At 49.4% G+C, this 24,914-nt stretch carries 19 protein-coding genes; all 19 read right to left on the reverse strand.

The features are described 5' to 3' along the window. Window positions 1–324: 324 nt before the first annotated feature. Window positions 325–2,151, reverse strand: a complete 1,827-nt coding sequence (locus DW922_RS05770) for an ABC-ATPase domain-containing protein (RefSeq protein WP_118726089.1) — start codon at window positions 2,149–2,151, stop codon at window positions 325–327. 169 nt (window positions 2,152–2,320) lie between these two features. Continuing rightward, a complete protein-coding gene (locus DW922_RS05775) occupies window positions 2,321–3,694 on the reverse strand; it encodes an FAD-dependent protein (protein WP_118706889.1) in 1,374 nt (457 codons plus the stop codon). Window positions 3,695–3,874: 180 nt separating this feature from the next. Then, entirely contained in the window at window positions 3,875–4,327 is a 453-nt protein-coding gene (locus DW922_RS05780; protein WP_118533268.1) for an NUDIX hydrolase, read from the reverse strand. A 115-nt stretch (window positions 4,328–4,442) separates the two neighbouring features. Then, window positions 4,443–6,728: a molybdopterin cofactor-binding domain-containing protein gene (locus DW922_RS05785; RefSeq protein WP_118726090.1), complete on the reverse strand. Its 2,286-nt coding sequence runs from the start codon at window positions 6,726–6,728 to the stop codon at window positions 4,443–4,445. Window positions 6,729–6,731: 3 nt separating this feature from the next. Then, entirely contained in the window at window positions 6,732–7,190 is a 459-nt protein-coding gene (locus tag DW922_RS05790) for a 2Fe-2S iron-sulfur cluster-binding protein (RefSeq protein ID WP_118543831.1), read from the reverse strand. Window position 7,191: 1 nt separating this feature from the next. Beyond that, window positions 7,192–7,968, reverse strand: coding sequence for an FAD binding domain-containing protein (locus DW922_RS05795; RefSeq protein WP_118726091.1), 777 nt, complete (start codon window positions 7,966–7,968; stop codon window positions 7,192–7,194). A 59-nt stretch (window positions 7,969–8,027) separates the two neighbouring features. Beyond that, the gene (locus tag DW922_RS05800) at window positions 8,028–9,479 is read right to left on the reverse strand and encodes a penicillin-binding transpeptidase domain-containing protein (protein WP_243032073.1); all 1,452 of its coding nucleotides are present in this window, start codon (window positions 9,477–9,479) and stop codon (window positions 8,028–8,030) included. Continuing rightward, window positions 9,466–10,791: an FtsW/RodA/SpoVE family cell cycle protein gene (locus DW922_RS05805; RefSeq protein ID WP_118726093.1), complete on the reverse strand. Its 1,326-nt coding sequence runs from the start codon at window positions 10,789–10,791 to the stop codon at window positions 9,466–9,468. Before DW922_RS05805 ends, DW922_RS05800 begins: the two co-directional genes overlap by 14 nt. Window positions 10,792–10,797: 6 nt before the next feature. Then, window positions 10,798–13,218 carry a DUF3656 domain-containing protein gene (locus DW922_RS05810; RefSeq protein WP_347560270.1) on the reverse strand — a complete coding sequence of 807 codons (2,421 nt, stop codon included), beginning with the start codon at window positions 13,216–13,218 and terminating at the stop codon, window positions 10,798–10,800. 189 nt (window positions 13,219–13,407) lie between these two features. Then, window positions 13,408–15,540, reverse strand: coding sequence for a hypothetical protein (locus tag DW922_RS05815; protein WP_118726094.1), 2,133 nt, complete (start codon window positions 15,538–15,540; stop codon window positions 13,408–13,410). A gap of 116 nt (window positions 15,541–15,656) precedes the next feature. Beyond that, a complete protein-coding gene (gene ruvB, locus DW922_RS05820; protein WP_118726095.1) occupies window positions 15,657–16,664 on the reverse strand; it encodes a Holliday junction branch migration DNA helicase RuvB in 1,008 nt (335 codons plus the stop codon). A 104-nt stretch (window positions 16,665–16,768) separates the two neighbouring features. Next, window positions 16,769–17,392 (reverse strand): Holliday junction branch migration protein RuvA, encoded by a 624-nt coding sequence (gene ruvA, locus DW922_RS05825; RefSeq protein WP_118726096.1) that lies wholly within the window; start codon window positions 17,390–17,392, stop codon window positions 16,769–16,771. Window positions 17,393–17,671: 279 nt separating this feature from the next. Beyond that, on the reverse strand, window positions 17,672–18,133 hold the full coding sequence (locus tag DW922_RS05830) for an SseB family protein (protein WP_118726097.1): 462 nt from the start codon (window positions 18,131–18,133) through the stop codon (window positions 17,672–17,674). Window positions 18,134–18,243: 110 nt separating this feature from the next. Beyond that, the gene (locus DW922_RS05835; protein ID WP_118543823.1) at window positions 18,244–18,627 is read right to left on the reverse strand and encodes a VOC family protein; all 384 of its coding nucleotides are present in this window, start codon (window positions 18,625–18,627) and stop codon (window positions 18,244–18,246) included. 43 nt (window positions 18,628–18,670) lie between these two features. Further along, window positions 18,671–20,164: a hypothetical protein gene (locus DW922_RS05840; protein ID WP_118726098.1), complete on the reverse strand. Its 1,494-nt coding sequence runs from the start codon at window positions 20,162–20,164 to the stop codon at window positions 18,671–18,673. Window positions 20,165–20,516: 352 nt separating this feature from the next. Further along, the gene (locus DW922_RS17580; RefSeq protein WP_182436785.1) at window positions 20,517–20,654 is read right to left on the reverse strand and encodes a hypothetical protein; all 138 of its coding nucleotides are present in this window, start codon (window positions 20,652–20,654) and stop codon (window positions 20,517–20,519) included. A gap of 275 nt (window positions 20,655–20,929) precedes the next feature. After that, on the reverse strand, window positions 20,930–22,303 hold the full coding sequence (locus DW922_RS05845) for a sodium-dependent transporter (RefSeq protein WP_118726099.1): 1,374 nt from the start codon (window positions 22,301–22,303) through the stop codon (window positions 20,930–20,932). Window positions 22,304–22,437: 134 nt separating this feature from the next. After that, window positions 22,438–24,135 carry an ABC transporter ATP-binding protein gene (locus DW922_RS05850; protein WP_118726100.1) on the reverse strand — a complete coding sequence of 566 codons (1,698 nt, stop codon included), beginning with the start codon at window positions 24,133–24,135 and terminating at the stop codon, window positions 22,438–22,440. Beyond that, on the reverse strand, window positions 24,126–24,899 hold the full coding sequence (locus DW922_RS05855) for an energy-coupling factor transporter transmembrane component T (RefSeq protein ID WP_118706877.1): 774 nt from the start codon (window positions 24,897–24,899) through the stop codon (window positions 24,126–24,128). Before DW922_RS05855 ends, DW922_RS05850 begins: the two co-directional genes overlap by 10 nt. Window positions 24,900–24,914 lie beyond the last annotated feature (15 nt).

Consider the following 24,914-nt stretch of genomic DNA (forward strand, 5'->3'; position numbering starts at 1 on the left):
CATCCAATGTTTTTATTTTTTCCTTCTTCCACTGATCCTATTCTGCTGTAACATCGTTTCTGCTGTTTGCAAGCTCTGATTCTGCTGTTACCGGTTCCTCAAGCGTCTCTTTTGTCGCTTTTCTTCCGGAAAGCACTGTTTTGTCGTGTGATCCCTGTCTTGTCGTACGTTTTGTCGCGTATTTTTTCTTGTATTTTCCCTTGGATTTTCCTATGAAATTCTCTTGGTAGTTTCTCTTCTATCTCGTTTTTAATCTTATCTCTTATGTTGTTCCACATGGTAAATCAGAAGACGCTTCTCTGACGTCTTTCCGTCATGCAATGTTTATCCCCGGTATCGGTTTAGTGCTGCAAACACCTCCTGGATTCTCGGCCTTGCAAGTCCACCCGGCACATAGGATCCGGTTAAATGGTTCCAGCCCTTTGCCGCATACTGTGTTTCCAGTTCTTTCGCAATCTGGCACAATGTCCTCTTTCCGTCTGCAAGCTGCTCCAGCGCATAGCGGGTCAGATAGGCAAGCGCCGCGGTCTGCTCTGAGTCCGCAAGCTGTTCTACATAGCGCAGGTCTACGGTTTCGCGGTCGAGCGAGAACGAATCTTTGCCGAATATTTTCACCTTGCTGCGTTCCTGTGTACGACCTGCACCGTGTCCACGTTTTCCGCCGCGTTCCTGTGCTACATCCACGCTGCGTCCACTTTTTTCGCTGTGTCCCTGCATATAGCCTGAGCCTGCCTCACCTTCTCCCATGCCCTTCGCATCGCTCATTGTCCGCACTGCACCGGAAGTTTCTTTCCCATACGCCACCGTAAACTCTGGCAATACAAAACCAGGCGCCTCCGTTCTCGGTGCCTTATGCTCCTTGCAGAGTGCCTTCACCCGGTTTGTAATATCCACCGGTCGGTAGCAGTCCATCTGAATGATCTGGTCTGCAATATAGAAAAAGGCTCCGGAGCTGCCTGCTACCAGAATGGTTGAGATCCCGGCCTTTTCATATAAGTCCCGTGCCCGCTCCAGAAACGGGGTGATCGGTTCTTTTTCCCGGCTGATGACCTGCTGCATAAAGTCATCGCGCACCATAAAGTTGGTCGCAGAGGTATCTTCGTCGATGAGGAAAAGTCTGGTCCCGGCTTCGATTCCTTCCACAACCCCCGCCGCCTGGGAAGTGCTTCCGCTGGCATCGGTGGTGGAAAAGCTTCTGGTGTCCTTGCGGTTTGGCAGATCGTTGATAAATAATGAAATATCCGTATTTTTGATGGAGCGTCCTTCCTCTGCACGCAGCTTTACTGCCGTGTCATCCGCCAGGACAAACTCCCGTCCATCTCCCGCGATGTGGTTGTAAACGCCCATCTGCAAAGCAGAAAGCAGAGTTGATTTTCCATGGTAGCCGCCTCCCACGATGAGGGTAATGCCCTCCGGCACCGCCATCCCGCGGATTTCGCCGTGATGCGGCAGCACAAAAGAAGCTTCCATGCTCTTTGGGGAAAGGAACGGCACACTGTCCTTCATAGGCTGGTCGGAAACACCGCTTTTGCGTGGTAAGATGGCTCCGTTTGCCACGAATGCAGCCAGCTTTCGCTCCCGCAGCTGTCTGCGCAGTTCCTCCTGGTCTTCTGCCATCCATACGGCCTCCTGCACTGCCCGGCGGTCCAGATTCTTTGCAACAAAGCTCTTTTCCACTGCCTTTGGCAGAAACTCAAACAGGATCTTTTCCAGCCCGCCCGCATCGATGGTACGTCCAAATGCCGGAAATCCCACATGAAAGCGCACCGTAATGGTGTCACGGCTGATCTCACAGGCACTGCGCTCTAAAACCTCCTGGCCGCAGCGGCTGATAGAAATCAGTCCGCTCTTGCCAGAGCCCTTTGTCTGGAAGCTGAAGCGCTCTGTCTGGGCATAAAACAGCCTCGTCAGATGATCCTGCAAAGCAACACGCTTGCACACCCGGTCCCGCAGGTTTTCCGCAAAGCCAGATACCTTCCACGGGATTTCCACATGAACCGAAGAAGGGGACGCAAAAGGATCTCCCTGGACATGGTCGATCACCAGAATATAGCTTCCAAACTGATATGCCCCGGCCAGTGCTTTGTATGCCGGATAGCTTTTCCGGTCAATGCCCCGCAACATCGTGCGAAGTTCATTGGATGATTTCATACTATTCTCCTCATATACGCGATTACCGGACGTCTGGCTGCAGAATTCTCTGCTTTGCACAAACATCCGGCAACCATTTTTCTGATCAGAAGTGCAGCAAAATTCCTACCTGTAAACAGTAACATTTTCCCAATATTACAACCAGGGAAAACCGCACTTCATCGATCTTTTATAAACTTTCTGCAATCTTTCTTGCTACGTAAACGCCGCTTGCCGATGCATGGGACAGGGAGTGGGTCACACCGCTTCCGTCACCGATGATGTAAAGGCCTTTGTGGCGGCTCTCCAGGTTCTCATCGACATCTACTTCCATGTTGTAGAATTTGACCTCGACACCGTAAAGTAAAGTATCGTCATTTGCGGTACCAGGTGCAATCTTATCCAGTGCATAGATCATCTCGATGATGCCGTCTAAGATACGCTTCGGCAGTACCAGGCTTAAATCGCCCGGAGTTGCAGATAAGGTCGGCATAAACATATTCTCCTCGATACGCTTCTGGGTGCTTCGTCTTCCGCGCACCAAATCACCGAAACGCTGTACGATAACGCCGCCGCCCAGCATGTTGGACAGACGCGCAATGCTCTCGCCGTAGCCGTTGCTGTCCTTGAACGGCTCAGAGAAATGCTTGGATACCAGCAGCGCAAAGTTGGTGCACTCGGTCTGCTTTGCCGGGTCCTCGTAGCTGTGTCCGTTTACGGTTACGATACCGTTGGTATTCTCATTTACGACAATGCCTCTCGGGTTCATGCAGAAGGTACGCACGTTATCCTCGAATTTCTCGGTGCGGTACACGATCTTGCTCTCGTAAAGCTCATCGGTCAGATGAGAGAACAGAACAGCCGGAAGCTCTACGCGCACACCCAGGTCAACACGGTTGGACTTGGTCGGAATATCCAGTTCCTTACAGATCTTCTCCATCCATTTGCTTCCGCTTCTTCCTACGGAAACAATACATTTTCCACAGTCGTAAGACTCTTCTCCGACCCATACGCGGTAAGTGCCGTCTTCCAGGCTTTCAATGTGGCTGACCGGGGACTCGAAATAGAAATCCACCTGGTCCTTTAACTCATCATAAAGCTGGCCCAGAACAACCAGGTTGATATCGGTACCCAGATGACGCACCGATGCATCCAGCAGTTTCAGACGGTTCTGGATACATACCTTCTTTAATCCGGTTCCTGCGGTAGAATACATCTTGGTACCCTCTCCGCCGTGAGCCATGTTGATCTCGTCGACATACTCCATCAGCTCCGTTGCTACTTTTTTGCCGATGTACTCGTACAGCGTACCACCGAAATCGTTGGTGATATTGTATTTTCCATCAGAGAATGCGCCAGCTCCGCCAAATCCGCTCATAATGGAGCAGGATTTGCACTTGATGCAGGCCTTGATCTTATCTCCATCGATCGGGCAGTGACGCTTCTTCAAAGAATAACCGGAATCGAACACTGCGATCTTCTTGCCGCTGCACTTTTTGGTAAGTTCATAAGCGGAATAGATACCGCCCGGACCTGCTCCTACAATGATGACATCATACTTCATATTTCTTTCAAAACTCCTTCTTATACTTCTCTGTTTTCTTTGCTATGCGTCACGTATGCAGAGGTAAAACCTGCTTTGCGGATCTTATCTGCTGCGCGGCAGTCCTCAAATGTAGTCATACCGCATTCGTAGCGCACAAAAACAGAGAATCCATTGGATTCCCTGTTTTTATAACCAGTCTTAAAAATACTTCTTGCTGCCCCAGAGGTTCGCCTTTTTTAAATCCCGGTACTCGTTGTAGGCTTTTTCCAGGATCTGCTTCTCGTTGGAGAATTTCAGAAGATGGTACGCCTCATAAAACTTGTAATACCCGGAATCCACAAAATGCTCTTCCCGTTGTGGTTTACTGTAATAGCTGTCTGCCATCATCAGATACCAGTGTACGTCTTTCTCCACCATATCCTGCGGCGTGTTAAAGGAATAAGAGCTCTTTCCGATATACTTGATAATGGAAGCGCTGACACCGGTTTCTTCTTTGACCTCGCGAAGAGCGGTCTCCTTGTATTCCTCTCCTGCTTCTACAGTTCCCTTTGGAAGGACCCAGCCCTCATACTTGTTCTTGTAATTCTTATAGAGAACCAGGATCTTGCCGCGAAATATAACCACACCTCCACAGCTCGTTGCTTCTATCATTGCAATTCCTCCTGTTGCACCGTGTTACAAACACGGTGTTGGTGTGTCGCATAGACTGGCTTTAGTATACCTCTATTTCGGACAACTTGCAAGTTTCTTATTGCGTTACTTTATTTTATTTATGAAGCTCCCGGAAAATCTTCTCAGGTGTGACCGGAAGCTCACGGATCTGCACGCCAGTCGCATTGGCTACCGCGCCTGCGATCGCCGGGGATGGCGTGTTGATGACAACCTCACCGATGGATTTGACACCAAACGGTCCGGTCGGCTCGTAGCTGCTCTCAAACTCCACGCGGATATTGCCGACATCGACACGGCTCGGAAGCTTGTACTGCATAAAGGAATTCTCATAAACCTGTCCTTTTTCGGAGCGGGTCACATCCTCAAACATCGCCATACCAATGCCCTGTCCCAGACCACCTTCGGTCTGGACGCGGACCAGTGCCGGGTTGATCGGGGTTCCACAGTCTACGACTGCCACATAGTTGACCAGCTCAAAGTCACAGGTTTCCTTGTCCATCTCGATTTCCGCGATACCAACCATAAACGGAGGCGGAGATACCGGTGAAGAATGGCTTTCGGTCACCTCGAGTGCCTTTCCATTGTTCGCCATGGCACGGTTTCCGATATCTTTTAAGCTGATCGCAGCGGAGCCGTCCTTTGCCATCACCCGTTCGCCGTCAAATTCTACTTCCTCTGGCGTTTTTTCCAGATACTCTGCTCCCTTTTCGGTGATCAGACGGATCATGGACTTCGATGCCTTCACAGCTGCCATACCAGTGAGGTACGCGGTACTGGACGCATAAGAGCCGGAATCGTACGGAGAAACATCCGTATCAACACCATGGGATACGATATTGTCAAGATCACACCCCAGCACATCTGCCGCAATCTGGGCCAGTGTTGTATCGCAGCCGGTACCCATGTCGGAAGCACCCAGCATCAGGGTGTAGAAGCCGTCGTCATTTAACTTCAGGGTAATGGAACCCACGTCACAGTTCGAAATCGCAGAACCCTGCATGGACATCGCCACGCCTACGGAACGCACCTTTCCATTGCCCATATCGCGGCACGGGTATTTTTCATCCCAGTGGATCAGTTCCTTGGCTCTTGCCAAACAGCGGTCCAGCGCACAGCTGTTTGCTGTTTCGCCGTAATAGGCCGGCATGAAGTCACCCTCATGTACCATATTTTTCTCACGAAGGACCGTCGGGTCCATATGCAATTCCCGCGCAAGCTCATTGACTGCAGATTCCAGTGCAAAAATGCCCTGCGTCGCACCATAACCACGGTACGCACCTGCAGACATGGTATTGGTGTAAACCACATCATAAGCGAATCGATATGCTTTGGTTGTGGAGTACAGCGGGATCGATTTGTGTCCGGACAGACCAACCGTGGTCGGCCCATGCTCGCCAAATGCTCCGGTATTCGACAGGGTATAAATGTCAATTGCCTGGAAAATTCCATTTTCATCGGCTCCGAGCCTTACATGGACCTCCATCTCGTGGCGCGGGGAGGATGCGATCTGGGACTCATAACGGGTGTAGATCAGCTTCGCCGGTTTTCCGGTCTTCCACGTAACCAGTGCCGGATACACCTCGGTCACAACCGTCTGCTTTGCACCGAAGCCACCGCCAATTCTTGGCTTTAAGACACGCACCTTTGATTTTGGGATATCCAGCGCATGTGCCACGATCCGGCGCACATGGAACGGAATCTGTGTCGAAGAAGTAACATTTAAGCGGCCATATGCATCCATGGTCGTAAAAGTACGGAACGTCTCCATCATCGCCTGCTGGTTTGCTTTGACATGATACGTATGGTCAATGACATGTGCACAGCCTGCTAAGATAGCATCGACATCCCCGTTGCTATCCTCGTCGGAAGCACAAAGATTCCGTTTGTTATCTGCACCGACCGGGCACAGACTTTTCCAGCTGTCCTCCGGATGTACCAGGATCTTATTGTCCTTGGCTGTGTGAAAATCCAGAACCGGCTCCAACACCTGATATTTTACCTTAATCAGACGCAGTGCCTTATCAACCGCTTCTTCCGTCTCACCTGCCACAATCGCAACTGCATCTCCAACGAAACGGACTCTCTGGTCCAGGATCAGGCGGTCATACGGACTTGGCTCCGGAAAAGTCTGACCCGCCATGGTAAAACGCTTCTGGGAACAGTCTTTATAAGTCAGGATCGTCTCGATTCCCTCTACCTTCAAGGCTCTGGAAAGATCGATCTCTTCGATCCATGCATGCGCATGAGGGCTGCGCAGCAGTTTCACGATCAGGCAATCCTTGGGAGCAATATCATCGGTGTAAAGAGGTTTTCCGGAAAGAAGTGCTTTTGAATCTTTTTTCACCACTGAAGTTCCTACATATTTTTTCTTTGGTTCCATGGTCTACGCCTCCTTTTTCCGGTTTAAGTACTTTTCCAGTGCACGCAGCTGACTGGCATATCCGGTACAGCGGCATAAATTTCCAGCCAGATACTCCCTTACTTCATCCGTCGTCGGGTTTACCAGTTCCCGCTCCATGGCCAGCACATTCATGATCAGGCCCGGGCTGCAGAAACCGCACTGGTCAGCACCTTCTCTCGCGAGAAAGCCTGCAAATTCTTCGGATTCCTTCTGAAGCCCTTCCAGCGTGGTGATTTCGTGTCCGTCCGCTCTTGCCGCAAGGACCGAACAAGAAAGCACCGGCTTTTTGTCCAGCCATACCGTGCAGAGACCGCAGTTCGATGTCTCACATCCGCGCTTTACGCTGTAACAGCCCTTTTCGCGAACCAGGTCTAAAAGCAGGGTATCGGCCTTGATCTCTGCCTCAGTCTTTTTTCCGTTTAATATCAGTGTGATCTTCATCTTATGCCTCCTCCCCATTTAATGCTTCCATCAGCCGTCTCACATAGATTTCTGCCAGAGACTTCCGGTAATCTGCGCTGCCACGCAGATTACTGCCAAAAGAAAACTGGCTGACTGCTTCCCTCGCCTGCTCCGAAAGTTCACAGCCGGTCTGGACCGGCCGTACCACAAGCGCTGCTTTGGAAGGTCTTGCACCCACAGAAAGGTACCACATATCGTCTTTTTTTGCTGCCGCAACCGCGATCAGTGGGAAATCGGTCTTGGAACGGCGCTGGCTGACATAAGCGGCTTTTCTGCCGTCCTTTTTGATGATGATACGAACCAGGATATCCCGCTCATATTTCATCTTTGCAAATTCTTCCAAGGAAACGGTTCCACCCTTGTATAACTCCACATACGTATCCAGAACCATCATGCAGGTTAAAATATCCGAAAAACCGAAACGGCCAAAAATACTGCCGCCCACAGTAGCGCTGTTGCGGAACTGGGTTCCCACGATCCAACGGGTACATTCCCTAAAAACTCCGCCAAAATACTGGTTTAACCTCTCATGAAGTTCCAGATCCCGCAGACTGCACATACAGCCGATCCGGAATTCTTCTTCCGTCTCCTCGATCTGACCGAGTCCGAGACCACTTAAGTCGATCACCGTATTCCGGTTTTCATTTCCCATTTTGAGCCACATCATGCCGCCGACCAGAACATTGCTTTTTTTCTGGTTCAGCGCGTATGCCTGTTCAAGGCTTTCTGCTTTCACATACTCCTTTGCATGAAACATGCGCCTTCCTCCTTCGTCACTCCTAAAGATTGTTTGTGTAAACGGTATATCACTCTATTTTATCTTGAAAAATAGGTATCAAAAATTGTTCTGGCGATCGGTGCTGCCACATGGCCGCCCGAGCCCGCCTCTTCCACCAGGACCGTTACCACCAGCTTCGGATCCTCCGCCGGGGCAAATCCGGTAAACCATGCGTGGGTTTCTTTTCCTGTTTCAAATTCCGCAGATCCGGTTTTCCCGGCTACGGAATACGCATCCGTGCGGACACCCGAACCGGTTCCATCCGTCACTACGCTGCGCATAAACATCGCCAGGGTATCCGCTTCCGCAGAGGTCATGAGATTTCCATAGGAAGAAGGCAGGAATTTCTTTACCTCTTCTCCTGCTGCGGATTCCACATGGTCGATCAGATATGGTTTCATCAGCACACCGCCATTGGCAATGGCTGCCGTGATCATGGCATTGTGAAGCGGCGTCATCTGGGTGTTGCCCTGGCCGATGGCGGTCTGCAGCCGCTCCCAGTCCGAAGCACCGGTTCCCATCGCAAAAGAACTCTTGCTGTAAGCCAGGGACAAGGGAAGGTCCCGGTTAAACAAAAGCTCATCCGTTGTGCGCTTCATGTGCTCCAGATCCATGGTAAGCCCAAGGCTGGCAAACGCACCGTTGCAGGAATTGGCAAATGCCTGCAAAAGGGACTGGTGCCCATGGGCGGTTCCATGGTAACAGGAGATCTTGTAGGCTCCATATTCATAACTTCCGTCACAATCGAAAGTAAAGCCTTCCCAGGTATCCGGATGCTCCCGGATGTATTCCAGAAGCGTAACGATCTTAAACGTCGATCCCGGCGGATAAAGCCCCTGGGATGCACGGTTTAACAGCTGCGCCTCGGTATTATCCCCGGAGATCAGGCTCTCCCACTGACTGCTCAGCTGGTTCGGATCAAACCCGGGCTTCGAGACCATGGCAAGGATCTTTCCGGTGTCCGGCTCCATTACCACAACAGCGCCCTTCCGGTCTCCAAGCGCATCAGAAGCCGCCTGCTGCAGCTGCACATCCAGCGTGGTCACCACCTGATCGCCCAGATTTTTTACATCCGAAAGCTCATTGACTGCCTGCTCCACCAGATTCATGTGGGAGCTTAGCAGATAAAAGTTTGCCAGCGATTCCAGACCGGTTTTTCCCTGGTCAGAATAACCGACCACATGGGCAAATAAACTGCCATACGGATATTCCCGCACCTCGGTTCCATCCTCCGCGACATTTGTTTTCGCTAAGACGGTTCTGTCGCTGCTTAAGATCTCTCCGCGGATGATCCGGTCCGAAAAACTGTCCAGACGGGCATTGTAAGAATTGTTGATGACCGTCTCACTCTGCACCTGCAGAAAATAGCCGAAATAGCCCATCAGACAGACAAACAGCCCCACCATCACATAAGTAATAAACAGGATGTTACGGTCTGTCCGCTTTTCCTTCAGGCGTTTTCCTGTTTTCTTCTTTTCAGTCGATTTCATCGTAGTCCTCCTCATCATTCCGCTTCAGAATGTAAAGGCCCTGAATCACCCCGAAAATGATAAAGGTACTCAAGATAGAACTTCCGCCATAGCTGACAAACGGAAGGGTCACTCCGGTTGACGGGATGAACTTGGTCACACCTCCAACCGTCAGAAAAATCTGGACTGCATATACCATGGCAAGCCCGAACGCGATCAGCTGAAAGAACAGCGCCTGCATCTGCGCTGCCAGAAGCACAAACTGCAAAAAGCAGCCAAGGCAGACAAACAGCACACAGAGGGCAAAAATTCCGCCCAGCTCTTCCGAGATTGCCGCAAAGACGAAGTCCTTTTCCACGACCGGGATCTTATACGGCATACCCTGGTAAAGTCCCATGCCAAACCAGCCACCCGTACCGATGGCAAACAGCGACTGCGTGATCTGGTAGCCGCGGTTATCGATGTCTGCCCACGGATTTTTCCAGGCCGCTACACGCGTCCGCACATGGGCAAACAGCTGGTACGCAACCACTGATGCCCCGCACCCGCTGATGAGTCCGGAAAAAAGGTAAAGCCAGCTGCCCGTTGCCACAAACAGCATGGTCAGATACGTCAGAAAGAAGATCAGCGCACTTCCAAGGTCCTTGGAGAGCACCAGCACCAGCACATAGGCAGCCGCCATGGCGGTTGTCTCTGCGATGGTCCGAAACTCCGTATCTCGGTAAAACATGCATGCCACAAAAAATACGAACAGGATCTTAACAAACTCCGACGGCTGAAATGCAATGCCCGCGATGTTCACAGAAAGCTGCGCTCCAAAGCTGTTGTTTCCGATCACCCACACCACGATCAGCAGTGCCAATCCCGCAAAGCCGTACACCCACGGGATTTCTGCCAGCTGCCAGACCCGCTCCAAAATAAATGGAATGATCCAGGTCACCAGTGCGGAAATAGCAACGATCACAAACTGACGGATCGCCTTGTCAAAATCCAGACGGGTCAGAATGATGAATCCGACACACAGCAGCATACACATGTTATTGACTAAAAGTCTTGACCTCTTTGGATAAAAAATCTTGTAAAGCCCCATGTAAACGGCCAGAAAGATCACCTGGGCCAGATAAAACAGGAGCACCCTCTCATCCTCAGATTTTAAAAACAATACCGCATATGCGACAAAATGCATCAGAAACATCGTGATATTCTGCCGGATGCAGACACTTCCCTGCCGGTCCGGGTCATGAAACCGGAAATAACTGAAATTCCAATAAGTGTATGCGGCGATCAGAAGGATCATCAGGTATTTGGATACTTCAATTACAATATTGATCATAAACGGTTATTCTACGCCTCTCTTAAAATGCCCCCGTGTAAAGTCTTTCAGCGGGTCCTTGGTATCTTCTCCGTGCAGGAAATGATCCGCGAATGCATCCAGGATTTCTTTCATCTGCTCCGGTGACTCCATGGTAAACGCCAGACGCAGCGCCCCCGGCTGCAGACGGCTGACCAGCTTTTCCTGACCGAGCAGCGAAAGCGGGCTCGGATTGTAGATGGTGTTGTAGCAGAACCGGCAGAAATTCTTTACCGGAAGCTCTTTTCCAGTGCGGTCCTTCATCTTTAAAAGCTCCGGCTTTTTCGTGCAGCCCTTCGTTGTGCGCACAATGCACTGGGCCGATACCATAGCCGGAAGGTAACCGTACACAAACAGCTCCATCTGCTCACATCCCAGTGTCTCCAGTTCCCTGCTGTTTAACTCCAGCGGAAGGGTCATGCGGGAAATGCCAAGCTGCTCCATCTGCTCTCTGGCCAGATGGTTCATCACATAAAGGTTTGCATCGGAAACCAGGGGGATTTCATCCACTCCCTGTTCCTTTAAGAAGAAGATCTCATCCAGGGATTTTACCACCAGTTCATCAAAGCCTGCTGCCTTTAACGCAGCCATATGCTTCTTAAAATAGGTTTCCGCTTCCGTGCGGAAAATATGAGGCAGCATCAGACTGCACTGTTTTCCCTGCTCATGGCATTCCTTCACAGCCGTTTCCCAGGTCTCCGGTCCGAAGCTGCAGGAATCCAGATAGATGCGGCTGACATCCGGATGGGCAATGGCCGTGCTTAACAGACGCGGCTCCTCAAGGGAAATGTGGAGACCGGTTCTGTCCGTGGCTGCTTCCTGGGCTTTTTCCTGGGCTGCTTCCACGATCCGGAGTGTTTCTGAATCCTGAATGTTTTCTGATACCACGGCAGTTTCTGCGGTTCTTCCTTTTTCTGTTTTGCCGCATGTCTCTGTTTTATCACAAGTTTCTGCGGTTCTGTCTGCACCAGACTCCTGCTCTGCCACTCTGGAAAAAGGTGCCAGCAGTTTCTCTTCCATCTGCTCTAAGGCTTCCCGGCGCAGTTCATTCAATGCCTGTACCGGTACAAAACAGTTTCCAGAGATTTCCGCAGTCAGATTTTCAAAATAGAACGGTGTATTTCCCGTCTTGTTCAACTGCTTTAACAGTTTTTCCTCGCCCATTGGCTGGTTCTGCGCCGTCAGAACCTCTGCTCCCGTAACTTCCACATACGGATTCTGATCAGCAGCTTCTTCCAAAAGCAGCTCCGGCGCTGCACACCAGAGTGCAAACTTCAACGGCTCACCTTCCTTTACCGTCACATGACCGGAAAGTGGCTCCTGCTTCTTTTTATTCACATAATCGCGGTCCAAACGGTCAAACAATGCCTGGTTTCCTTCACGAAACGCCGGTTTTTCTTTTAATGCGACCATCTCCCGGCCATTGTGATGGAGGTAGTAACCATCCGTAAAGCCACCACGGTCAAACAGATCCAGCAGCATTTTCCGGTCAGCCGGATCTACCTTATAGCCGTCCCGGCCATGTTCCAGATAATAATCCACATATTTGCGGTAAATGCTCACGACACCGGCCGTGTAACGCGGACTCTTCATTCTGCCCTCGATTTTTAAGGAATAGACGCCGGACTCAATCACATCCGGGAGAATGTCGAGGGTGCAAAGATCCTTTAAACTCAAAACATAGCGATTATCTCCTGACTTTTTGTCATTTTTCTTCCTGTTATCCCATGTTTTCGCTGCCTTTTTTACCTCAGCCATCTGGTGGATCGCACCTTTCAGAGGTGTCCCACCTACCGTCAGCACATCGTATGGAAGTCTGCACGGCTGTGCACATCTGCCACGGTTTCCGCTCCGTCCGCCAATGAGACTGCTAAGCAGACACTGTCCGGAATAGCAGTAGCACAATGCACCATGGACGAAGCTCTCGATTTCTACATCCACATGATCGCGGATCTGCGCGATTTCCTGCAAAGAAAGCTCACGCGCTGTTACCACACGGGTCGCACCAAGCTCCTTTAAGATTTTTGCGCTGCGCCATCCTGTCACCGTCATCTGTGTGCTTGCGTGGATTGGAAGATCCGGGAAATGCTCGCGGATAAATTTCCACACACCCAGATCCTGAACGATCACCGCATCCAGTCCCCGCTCATAGTACGGTTTTAAAAAATCATAAAGCTGGTCCAGCTCCTCTTCCTTAACCAGCGTATTGACTGTCATATAAAGACGGCAGCCATGCAGATGTGCGTAATCGATCGCTTTCAGGAACTGATCCTCTTCTGGATTATCTGCATAGGCGCGGGCACCAAACCGGCTGCCACCCATATAAATAGCATCCGCTCCCGCATGGACCGCTGCCATCATACTTTCCATTGACCCGGCCGGAGCCAGGATTTCTACACGTGAATTCAAAACTTCCTCCTATTAACAATTCCAGGGCAAAATCCAATCGGCGGATGCACCTCCGGTGCTTTCCTAATATGCAATGCAAAGAAAGGGAGTCCCGATCTGATTCGAAACGTCCCTCCTTTCTTGCCCCTGTATATCTGATATCATTACCGTTCACGCGTTGCGCAAAAAGGAACTCTAATATTGTATCCTTTAACGGATAAAATGACGGTTTGGATGTGTTGCTGCCGCCAAAGCCGCCCTAAATGCCGCCTGCTTTGCCAGGTCGTCTGCCTCTTTTTGTTCTTCCGGTGTTTTTACTGCCTTCGGAAGAACGGAAGCTACCTGCTCTCTGGCCGCTGCAGATGTTACAGTCTCTGTTGCCTGCTCTGGCTTTTTCTCTGCAGTTGGTTGTACTGTTGGCACTCCCTGCTCTGCAGTTGAAGCAGCCTGTTCTACCGGCTGAACTGCTGATGCTGACTGTTTCAAGGTTTCCAGTTCCAGTCTTACACTCTCGCCATCTCTCTGTGCTACTTCAAGTTTGATCCGCATCTGCTCTGTTTCTGCTTTCGCCTCAGCGAGCGCTGCTTTTAATTCTGCCTCGGTATGCTCTGCTGCTTCCCGGGTCTGTCTCAGTTCACGGGCTGTTTCCTCTGCAGTCGTGCGAATGCTTTCAAGCTCGCCGGCTGCTTTCTGCTTCTCCTCGCGTGCCTCATCAAGCTCCATAACTGCCATTTCCGTTTCGTCATGTGCCTGGGAAAGCTCTTGTTTTGCGGTCTCTGCCTCGCTCTTGGCCTGGGCAAGCTCCTGTCTCGCAGTCTCTGCCTCGGTTCTGGCCTGGGCAAGCTCCTGTCTTGCGGTCTCTGCCTCGGTCCTGAGCTGGGACAATTTCTCTTTTGCAGCCTCTGCTTCACTTCTAAACTGAGTCAGTCCCTGCTTTGTACTCTCTGCTTCACTTCTGCTCTGGGCAAGTTCCTGCTTCGCACTCTCTGCTTCATTTCTGCTTTGAGCAAGTTCCTGCTTCGCACTCTCTGCTTCACTTCTGCTCTGAGCAAGTTCCTGCTTCGCACTTTCTGCTTCATTTCTGCTCTGAGTAAGTTCCTGCTTCGCACTTTCTGCCTCAGTTTTGATTTTGGACAGTTCCTGTTTCACAGATTCGTTTTCTGCCTTTGTCTGGGCAAGCTCCTGTCTCGCAGTCTCTGCCTCACTTCTGGCCTGATTAAGCTCCTGCTTTGCAGTCTCTGCCTCGCTTCTAGCCTGATTAAGCTCCTGCTTTGTAGTCTCCGCCTCAGTTCTAAGCTGGGACAATTCCTGAATCGAAGAAGCATTCTTCAAGTGAGCCTGCTGCAACTCATTTTCTGCTGCACTTTGCTCAGACTGCAGCTTCGCAAGTTCCTCGCGTACTGCCTCCAGCTCCTGTTTCAACTGATCCGACTCTGCAGATTTTCCTTCCAAATCTTTTTTCAGTTGTTCTGTTTCCTCAGTCTTTTCTTTCAGATTCTGCTTTAATGCTTCTGCATCTGCTTTCGCACTCTCGGCCGCATTTCTTGCCGCTTCTGCCTCCGCCTTTGCGTTTTCAGCCTCGCTTCTTGCCGCCTCTGCTTCCGCCTTTACGTTTTCAGCCTCACTTTTTACGGTTTCTGCTTCTTCCTGCGTAGCTTCTATTGCATTTCTTGCAGTTTCAGCTTCTGCCTTTGCATTTTCCAGTTCCATTCTGGCATGCTCCAGACTTGCTTCTACCGTCTTTGTTTCCGCTTTTGCAGCTTCTGTCTCACTTCTCGCTAACGCAGTTTCCTCACGTGCCGCTTCCGCTTCCGCAACCGCAGCTTCCTGCGCTGATACAGCGGCTGCTTTTTCCTGACGGACTGCCTCAGTCTCTGCTTTTGCCGCAGCAAGCTCCTGTCTTGCTGCCTCGCAGCGGTTCTTCAAAGCCTCGATTTCCTGCCCGGCTGTCTCCAGCTTTTCCTTCGCAGTTTCCAGTTCCTCCCTGTCTTTTAACGGGGCAGCCTTCGCCACCTCCAGCTCACGGGACTGCGCATCCAGCTTCATCTGTGTGGTGATCAGCTCATGCTTTAAGCTGTAAGCATCCTTCTCCAGCTCTTCCTTCTGCTGCTCCAAACCGTCTGCACGCATCTGCTCTTTAAAATAATCATCAGAAAGGTTCAGCTGAATGGTCAGATTCTGGTATTCCGGGCTTTGTCTGGAAAAACCATCCAGTTTCCGCACTGCTCCGATCTTTTCATTTAAATACGCTGCAACCTGTCTTAAATACGCTTCATCTTCCTCGCCGCCCAGCGTAAAAACGGTTCCATCTATAAACACTTCCGTGTAATTTTTCTTTTCCATGAAATTTCCTTATAAAATAAATCAATTAATTTAAAATACTGTATACATGTTTCTATCAATTCGCACTCATTTTAACATATTCCATCCGTCTCAACAAGAGTGTTTTGTTACTATAACTACTTTTCACTTTCTTTATAAGAAATGTCCAGATGCTGGTAAGCCAGTTGGGTTGCCACACGGCCGCGCGGGGTCCGGTTTAAAAAGCCATTCATAAGAAGGTATGGCTCATAAACATCCTCCAGCGTGCCTGCATCCTCGCCGAGAGCTGCCGCCAAAGTTTCCAGTCCTACCGGACCTCCTCCAAATTTCTCGATCATCATGAGAAGAATGCTCCGGTCGTTATTATCCAGACCAACCTTGTCCACATCCAGAATGTCCAGTGCAAAATCCGCCACCTGTTTGGTGATGACTCCGTCATATTTTACCTGTGCGAAATCGCGGACCCGCTTTAACAGGCGGTTTGCCAGACGCGGCGTTCCGCGTGAACGTCTTGCAATCTCCGCAGCACCTTCCGGATCAATTCCAACACCAAGCACTGCTGCCGAGCGCTCTACGATTACCTGCAGCTCTGCCGGTGTATAAAACTCCAGCTTCTGGACCACACCAAAACGGTCACGCAGCGGCGCTGTCAGAAGTCCGGCTCTTGTCGTCGCCCCCACAAGAGTAAAATGCGGAAGATCCAGCCGGATAGAGCGGGCGGAAGATTCCTTTCCCAGCATAATATCAATCGCAAAATCCTCCATAGCCGGGTAAAGCACCTCCTCTACCTGACGGTTCAGACGGTGGATCTCGTCTACAAACAATACATCTCCCTCCTGGAGATTGTTTAAAATAGCCGCCATCTCTCCCGGCTTTTCAATGGCCGGACCGGAAGTCACCTTCATATGAACGCCCATCTCGTTGGCAATAATGCCAGAAAGCGTTGTTTTTCCCAGTCCTGGCGGTCCGTAAAACAGCACATGGTCCAGCGATTCCCCACGCGCCTTTGCCGCGTCGATGTAGACCTTTAAATTATTTTTGATTTTTTCCTGCCCTATGTATTCGTCTAACAGCTGAGGACGGAGATTTGGCTCTATTACCTTATCCTCTTCCGTCACCTCAGTGGTAATGATCCGTCGTTCCATTTCCTGCTCCAATACTGATTTTCTAATCGATTTGCACCTGCATGCCTGCCCGCTTTTGGTGAACCAGACTGGCAATGAATAACTGGGGATTCCCGCTTATTATCTTAAAATGCCAGAAATTTCAGCGATGCCTTCAGCACAGCTTCCGCATTCATGCCTTCCTTGATTTCTACCTGCCGCACAGCTTTGGTTGCTTCTGTCGGTGAGTAACCAAGAGCAACCAGTGCTTCAATCGCCTCTTTTCCTGCTCCATCCACACCAGAAGCCGCTGCAGCAACATTTGCCTCGGCCTGTCCACCCGCAAACTGCAGCGGGAGCACATCATCCATGCTAATCTTGTCCTTTAAATCCAAAATCACACGCTTTGCTGTCTTCGGGCCAATACCCGGTGCTTTTGCGATTGCCTTGGCATCCTCCGCCATGATCGCCATGCGAAGATCGTCCGGGGTGAGGGAAGAAAGAATTCCAAGCGCTGCCTTCGGGCCGATGCCATTTACACCGAGAAGCTGGTTAAACATCTTTAAATCCTGACGGCTTAGAAAGCCGTAAAGCGTCATGGAGTCTTCTTTCACCTGAAAGGAGGTATAAACCTTCATCTGCTCCCCCACATGAGGAAGCCGGTCCAGCACAGACAGCGGAACGTGAATGTTCCACCCAATGCCTCCCGACTCAATTACCACCGTATCTTCCCAGTATTCTTCTAATGTTCCTTTGATATATGAAAACAAATGACTGACCTGACCTTTCCTAATATCCTTTTATCATGTTTTTTATTCTAGCATATCAAACTGCCTGACGCAAGGCAAATATCGAACAGACATTCTATTTTATCTTTATGGCAAGCACTTTCAGAACCTGCCGAAGTTCGTAACTGTTCAGTACCTTCACAGTCACGAGCAAAAATCCATGAAAAATTGCCTACGGCAATGGGATTTTTGCCTGCCATCCTATGTTTTCTTACGGTCAGCGCAGTAAATGCGCAGACCTACTGAACAGTTACCAAATTTCTATGAATCCCCCAACACGATCTGAATCAGGTTTTTGTTTAACATCATCGTGCGGTTCCAAGGGTTCAAGATGACTCCTTCGATTTCGTTCACCGTCAGTGCTGTCCGGAAAATCTGCTCCAGATCAGCCAGAAACGTGGACTTCACCTGATCCGCACCGCGCAATTCCTCTTCAAAGCTGGTAAATGCCACCCACCATGCTTTTCCATCTGCGGTCTGCACTGCCTGAATCTGCATCGGAGCTGCTGGATTTGCCATCATCTGCGGCATTCCGCTCTGATCCTGCGGCATATCCACCGCCAGAATAACCTGTCCCTGTTCCCGCATCCGCCGGCGGATCACTGTCAAAGCATGGGCTAACATTTCTTCGCTCGGTTCCTGCTGCAATGCAACAATCGCTTCCTCAATTTTTTCATTTCCGATCAGGCCTTCATCCTTTTTCGTGTTCTCTGTTGTATTCATCCTATTGTCCTGCTCTTTCTTATCCTGTTACTGTTAAACAGCAACGGATTTTGCCAATCCTCCGCATTTCAAATCGGCAAAATCTGCTGCAATAACTGTATTTAACGATTTTACACCGTAATCTCAATCTGGTTCTGCTCAATGGCAACGATACAGCTTTCGTAGTAGCCGTCTCCCGTTGTTCTCGGTCCACTGATCACTTCGTAGCCAGCATCCTGCAATTTGGCTGTAATTTGCTCCACATTTTCCTTGCTGCCAACACTGAACGCAATATGTGCGTAGCCTGTCCGGTCTAGATTTTTCGGTAAATCTGACATTTTCGGTTTATTCATAATTTCCAGTCTCGCCCCATCATCAAAAGAAAGAAAATAAGACCGGAATCCTGTCCGCATATTATAATACCCGTCATTTGATTTTGCACCCAGGTATTTCACAAAAAAATTCCGCGTCTTTTCCAGATCATTCACATACAGTGCGATATGTTCTATTTTCATAGACGTAATTCCTCCACCTGTTTAGATAACTCATGTAACCCAATCACACAATTGGAACGACTTCTGCCTTCTGACAACGATACTCATTCGGGATATCTCCGATTTTCCACCCGGAAGATGTCGTTTCCACATAGTAATACTTTTTCCCATTCCGTTCATAATAGCTTCCCGGAATATCCGTGCCTGCAATACCAAGCGCCATATGGTCGGGCATGATAAGGATAACAACATCGTATCCCCGTTCTTTCAGAAGTCCTGCAAGCAGGAATGTTTTGTCTTCACAATCCCCGCACTGATCAACCAAGGTCTCATACGGATATTTGTACCATTCTTCCTGCCCTACCGATTCCTCATCGGTCTTGTATGGAATCGCCTGTACAAATGCAACCGTTTCCTGCACCTTTGCCCATTCGCTGCTCATGTTTTCTTTTTCACACAGCTCATCGATCGTCTCATTCGTGCGTTTTAACATGCTGACCGTGTATTCATCAGAAATATAATTTTTACAATCATTGGAATATTGGCGTGGTAACCCGCGATAATACATATAGACACCCATATTTAATTCCATGGTCATTCCATTTTTCCATGATCCAGAAGGAGATTCCCATTCGTATTGTATTTTTACGTTTTCTTCAGAAACACGATTTGCCAGTTGCTGCATGTCCGGCTGACGGTCATCGAATAATAATTTTGCTGGCATGGTATTCCTATCTGCAATTTGCTGCGGTATTGCGTTATCCATTCTTGCCGTTGTATTGGTATCACCCGCTGCAGACTGATAGGTATTACTCTTCCCGGTATTCGAAATTTTCAAGATAAAGACTAGGCATATCACAATTGTTATCTTGAAAAAATTCCATATTTTTCGCCCGCCATGATTGTGACGAACATTTTTCTTTGTTTTTATATTGCTGTTCTTTTTTTGATCAAATGCAGGCTTCGCCCCATTCGGTTTTCCAGAATTATTCGCTGCAATGACATGCTTAATAGTCTGCGGCAATCGATTGTACTCTTCCGCCGTTGCAAGCATGGAGATCGTATCTGCAAAAAACTGTATGTATTTCGAAAATATGGCATATGGAGTTTTATAATACCGGTCCTCATAAGCCAGCTCCGGGATGTTATTCATATGACGGTCGATCATTAGTCCATCGTATGTCCGCTCAAAACGAATCGAATCTACGTTAGACAGGTATGCAATACTAGCATGGATCAAAGATTCCCTCAAGGTTTCCAGATGTACTTTGCCAAGCAAAGGATCATCTGGTTTTATGATACTCATTCTTTTTTCTTTTAATGACTTAAGCGTCCCAATCTGCTTATGAATTTCTTCCAAATGTCTTTCATAAATTCCGACTGCTTCGCCCCTCGTATCTTGATCTGTATCCAGCATGACCATATAGATATTGTTTAGATAATTATATGCACTGCCAAGATCTTTCTCCTGTAAATACGTCTGAAACCGCTCAAAATTTACAATGGATTGCAAATACTGCAGTGGCGTCTTATCCTTTATGTAAAATTCTTTTTCCACAATTCTTCCTCCTGATTTCATTATATACGGATATTCCGATTGCCGCCACCACTTTTCTTTTTGAGACCGCAAATCAGCGAACATACCACTGATTTTACTTCAATATGCTGTGCAAAAAATGACCCTGACCAGAGATTTTCTCTCCCCGTCAGGGTCATTCTGTGAATAAATATGCCATTCCATCCAGTCTGCCTGTGCAGTGTAAGAAACTGGTTGCCACCATTTTATCTATGTAGAGGTCGCTCTCCCGCCACTTAACTGCAAAACAACAGTTCAAGTATTTTAAAAGCCGGCGGCATGTTCCCCTGAAAATCGAAACATGCTGCCAGCTTTATATTTTTCTTATTCACGTTTATTTCATGACCGGAATATGGTACTTTACCTTCCGGTAAATTTTCCAGCCGAGTACACCCGGAATTCCAATGACCATAGCCAGTGTCGATACGCCTCCGATGATTGCATAAATAATCAGGATCAATAATGTGAACATTCCCATATCCCCTTTCTTTTTTGTCTCCTCTGGTATTTTATTCAGAGATGAGACAAATGGGAATAGGTTTTCATGACCCTTAACGGGTTCTGTATGACTTGATAACAGTTTCTTTATAACCCCGCAATTTTCTTTTGCGTTTTCCTAACTTTTCTGCAATTTCCAGACAGAATCAGCAGACACGCCACCGGCATCTCTCCAATATGCAATGCAATGAAAAAAATCCCCGTTGCCATGCATGCACGCGCACACAGCAACGGGGATTCTAAATTCAATTACATTGAGATCCACCCAAACGCATTGGCCACGGAGCTGATCAGGATAATGACTGCAAATACCGGGCATAGGTACTGCACCATGATGTTGAAGACCTGCTTTCTGTGGAATTTGCCTTCCCCATGGAGCACCTCTTCTTCGATCCGTTTGATTCCAATGACTCTGGACACCAGAAGACAGGTTGCGATTGCTGCGATCGGCATCATGACCGAGTTGGTCAGGAAATCAAAGAAATCCAGAAACTGCATACCTATGATGGTTACATTTGCTAACGGACCGTATCCCAGGCAGGAAAGTGTTCCAAGTACCAGCATAATGCCACCGATCATGACCGTAGCCTTTTTCCGGCTCCAGCCAAGCTCGTCCTCAAAAGTAGACACTGCACTCTCCGTCAGCGCGATAGAACTGGTAACTGCCGCAAAGAGTACCAACAGGAAGAATAAGACGCCTGCAATACTTCCAAAGCCCATGCTTGCGAATACTTTCGGAATGGTGATGAACATCAGCGCCGGTCCTGCCTGCAGAGTATCCGGATCACCGCCGGTAAATGCGAACACCGCCGGAATGATCATCAGTCCTGCCATAATGGCAATCGCGGTATCAAATACCTCTACATTTCCGGTGGATGCTTCAATCGAAACATCGCGCTTCATATAAGAACCAAACGTGATCAGGATTCCCATGGCAATGGACAGGGAGTAGAACATCTGCCCCATAGCTGTCACCACGGTCATCCAGGAAAAGTTTTCTACGTTCGGCACCAGGAAATATTTGATTCCCGCGCCTGCCCCCGGCCGGGTCATGGAATAACCTGCAATGATGATGGAGAGCACGATCAGGATCGGCATCATAAACTTAGATACACGTTCAATCCCGTTTCTCACACCCGCATAGATAATAAACAGGGTGAAAAATGCAAATGCGATAAAACAGATTTCGGTTGCTGCCCCATTCGAAATAAATGCGGAAAAATTACCATTCTCCGCAAGCTGCGCACCCTGCCCGGTCAGATAGCCAAACAGATACCGGATAACCCAGCCGCCGATGACAGAATAATACGGCACGATCAGAATCGGAATGATTGCATTGATCCAACCGCCCAAGGAAAACCAGCCAGACTTTCCGAACGTATGGTATGCACCAACCGGACTCTTTTTCGTCATGCGGCCGATGGATGTCTCTGCCACGATCATGGTGTAGCCAAAGGTTAATGCCAGCAGAATGTAGATCAGCAGAAAGATGCCGCCGCCATATTTTGCTGCCAGATACGGGAAACGCCAGATGTTTCCCAGTCCTACCGAAGCGCCTGCCGCAGAAAGCACGAAACCGAGCTTTCCGGAGAAGCTGCTTCGCTTCGTATGTTTTTTGCTCATAAGATAATAAACTCCTTTAATTAATAAACTATAAGCGGATATTTGGAAATTATACCACAAGAAAACCCCTGCATCAAGCAGGGGTTTTGAAAATATCGCTTTCATTTCTTAAGTGCTCATTTGTTAAAGAAGGATTATTTCTGGTCTTTCAGGATTTCTCCCACGGTTAAGTAACTCTTCTCATATCCAAGCGCCTCGCAAAGCTGCATCACATACGGCTTTTGCAAACGGGCCTTCTGAAGTGCTTCTTCCTGAGCAAACACCTCTTTTGCGGTTCCGTCGGCCAGCACCTGTCCGTGTGCCATGATGATGACGCGCTCGAAGTTTTCTGCCACAAAATCCATGTCATGGAGAATGGCGATGACCAGCTTTCCGCGTTCTGCCAAGCTCCGAATGATGCCGCCGATGATCTGTCTGCCCTTCCAGTCCTGAGCGATGGTCGGCTCATCTAAGATCAGCACATCGGTATCCATGGCGAGGACGGAGGCAATCGCCGTCATCTTCCGCTCGTAAAGCTCCAGATCATACGGGTTCTCCTTCTCTTTTCCTTTTAGTCCGGTCAGTTCCAGTGCCCGCTCTGCTTCTTTTTTCGCACACTCCGGGTCCATGCTGATATTTAACGGGCCAAACAGGATCTCATCCATCACGTTGTATTTAAAAATCTGGTCATCCGGGTTCTGGAAGACATATCCGACATTGCCAGCCAGCATAGCCACGGTCTTGCCGGAAATATCTTCCCCATGGAAATAAATGCTTCCGGAGACCGGCTTTAACAAGCCCTTTAAAAGTTTCACCAGTGTGGTTTTTCCGGCGCCGTTCTGACCGATGATGGCAGTCGGACGCTTGTCCAGTTTCATATTCAGTGCTTTGATGACCGGAACGTCGGCCAGGTAGGAGAAATCGAGGTTTTCGATACAAAACTGCTCTGTTTCCACATTTCCGACTTTTTCCACGCTTTTTCCATCTTCCGCATTCCCGGCGTTCCCTACGCTTCCGTGCTTCGCTTTCAGCACCCCGGCAGCCTCTTCCACCGTCACCGGATAGGTTCCATCCGGCAGTGTCACCTGCTCGGCTTTGCAGATGCGGGTAAATGCCGGTGCCAGGATTCCGTACTCTTCCAGGTTTTTCAGGGAGAATACTTTCTGCGGCGTGTCAAATGCAATCTGCTTTCCCTTGTGAAGCAGTAAGATCCGGTCACAGTAAGCTGCCATTTTCTCAATCTTCTGTTCGATCATCAAAATGGTGATGCCGGAGTTCGTCAGCTTTTCAACTGCCTGGAAGACCTCATCGCTTCCCTGTGGGTCCAGCTGCGAGGTCGGCTCATCTAAGATCATGACATCCGGCCGCATGACCAGCACACTGGCGATGGCGACACGCTGCATCTGACCGCCGGAAAGATCGAACGGATTGCGGTCCCGGTACTGCCAGATATCCAGAAGCTTTAAGGCCTCCTCGACCCGCTTTTTCATTTCTTCGGCCGGAACGCCAAGGTTCTGCATACCGAATGCCACTTCTTCGTAAACATTGTCTTTCGCGCCGGACAGCTGGTTAAACGGGTTCTGGAATACCAGCCCCACATGGCCGCAAAGCTGTGCCACCGGAGTTTTTCCGGCTTCGAGCCCATCCACCATGATCTTGCCGCCGTAGGCGCCCTTATAAAACTGCGGAACCAGCCCCATAATTGCCTGGCTCAGCGTACTTTTTCCGGCTCCGTTTTCCCCGATGATGCCGATGAACTCGCCCTTTTCCACCGAAAAGTCAACGCCATCGAGCGCAAGCTCCTTTGTGTGGGGATAACGGTAACGTAATTTTTCAACGGTTATCACAGACATCCTACGATCCTCCATACCACAGCCGCCAGAATGCAGAGTCCGAGCAAAATTGTGACCGCACGGTCACCCTTATGCGGGGTTCGCTCTGCCAGCCAGGTTTTCTTCTTACCAGCGCCAAATCCGCGCACCTCCAGGGCAATGGCACGCTCTCTGGTATTGATCAGGGAGCTCATGACCACCGGAGAGATCAGCGGAAGAAATGCCCTGGCACGGGTTCTTAAGTTTCCTTCGGTCTCGAGTCCGCGGCTCCGCTGGGCATCCATGATCGTGTTCATGGTTCCCATCATCTGCGGGATGATCTGGAATACCGAAGTAACGATATAGCCAAACCGCGGGGAAAATCCGCGCTTTTCCAGTTCATCCACAAATTCGGACGGTTTGGTGGAAAGAACGAATACCGCGAAGGAAAGCAGCATGTTTAAGATATTAAGACCAATACGGAGGGCATACAACATGCCCTCCCGGTAAAACTTCAAACCGCCGATCTGAAACAAGACGTTTTCATTTTTCTGGTTAAACAATCCGTGGATCAGGAAAATAGTCAGCAGGATCGTAAAGGAAAACGCGATCAGCGGAACGGTCTTTTTTAAGATTTTTCCACTCGCCAGCACCAAGAGACTGACTGCGATAAACACGCCGAACATCCACAGCCGCCCGGAAATCAGCGGAATGCTGATCGCCGCGGCAATGTACATTAATTTGGTGAAGGGATGCACCTTTGTCAGGTAGGTCCCGTTATCTACAAAAAGACTGATACTTTTCATGTTTTATTTCCCAGC

This window comes from Clostridium sp. AM42-4 (genome assembly GCF_003480105.1).
Classification (GTDB): Bacteria; Bacillota; Clostridia; order Lachnospirales; family Lachnospiraceae; genus Brotaphodocola.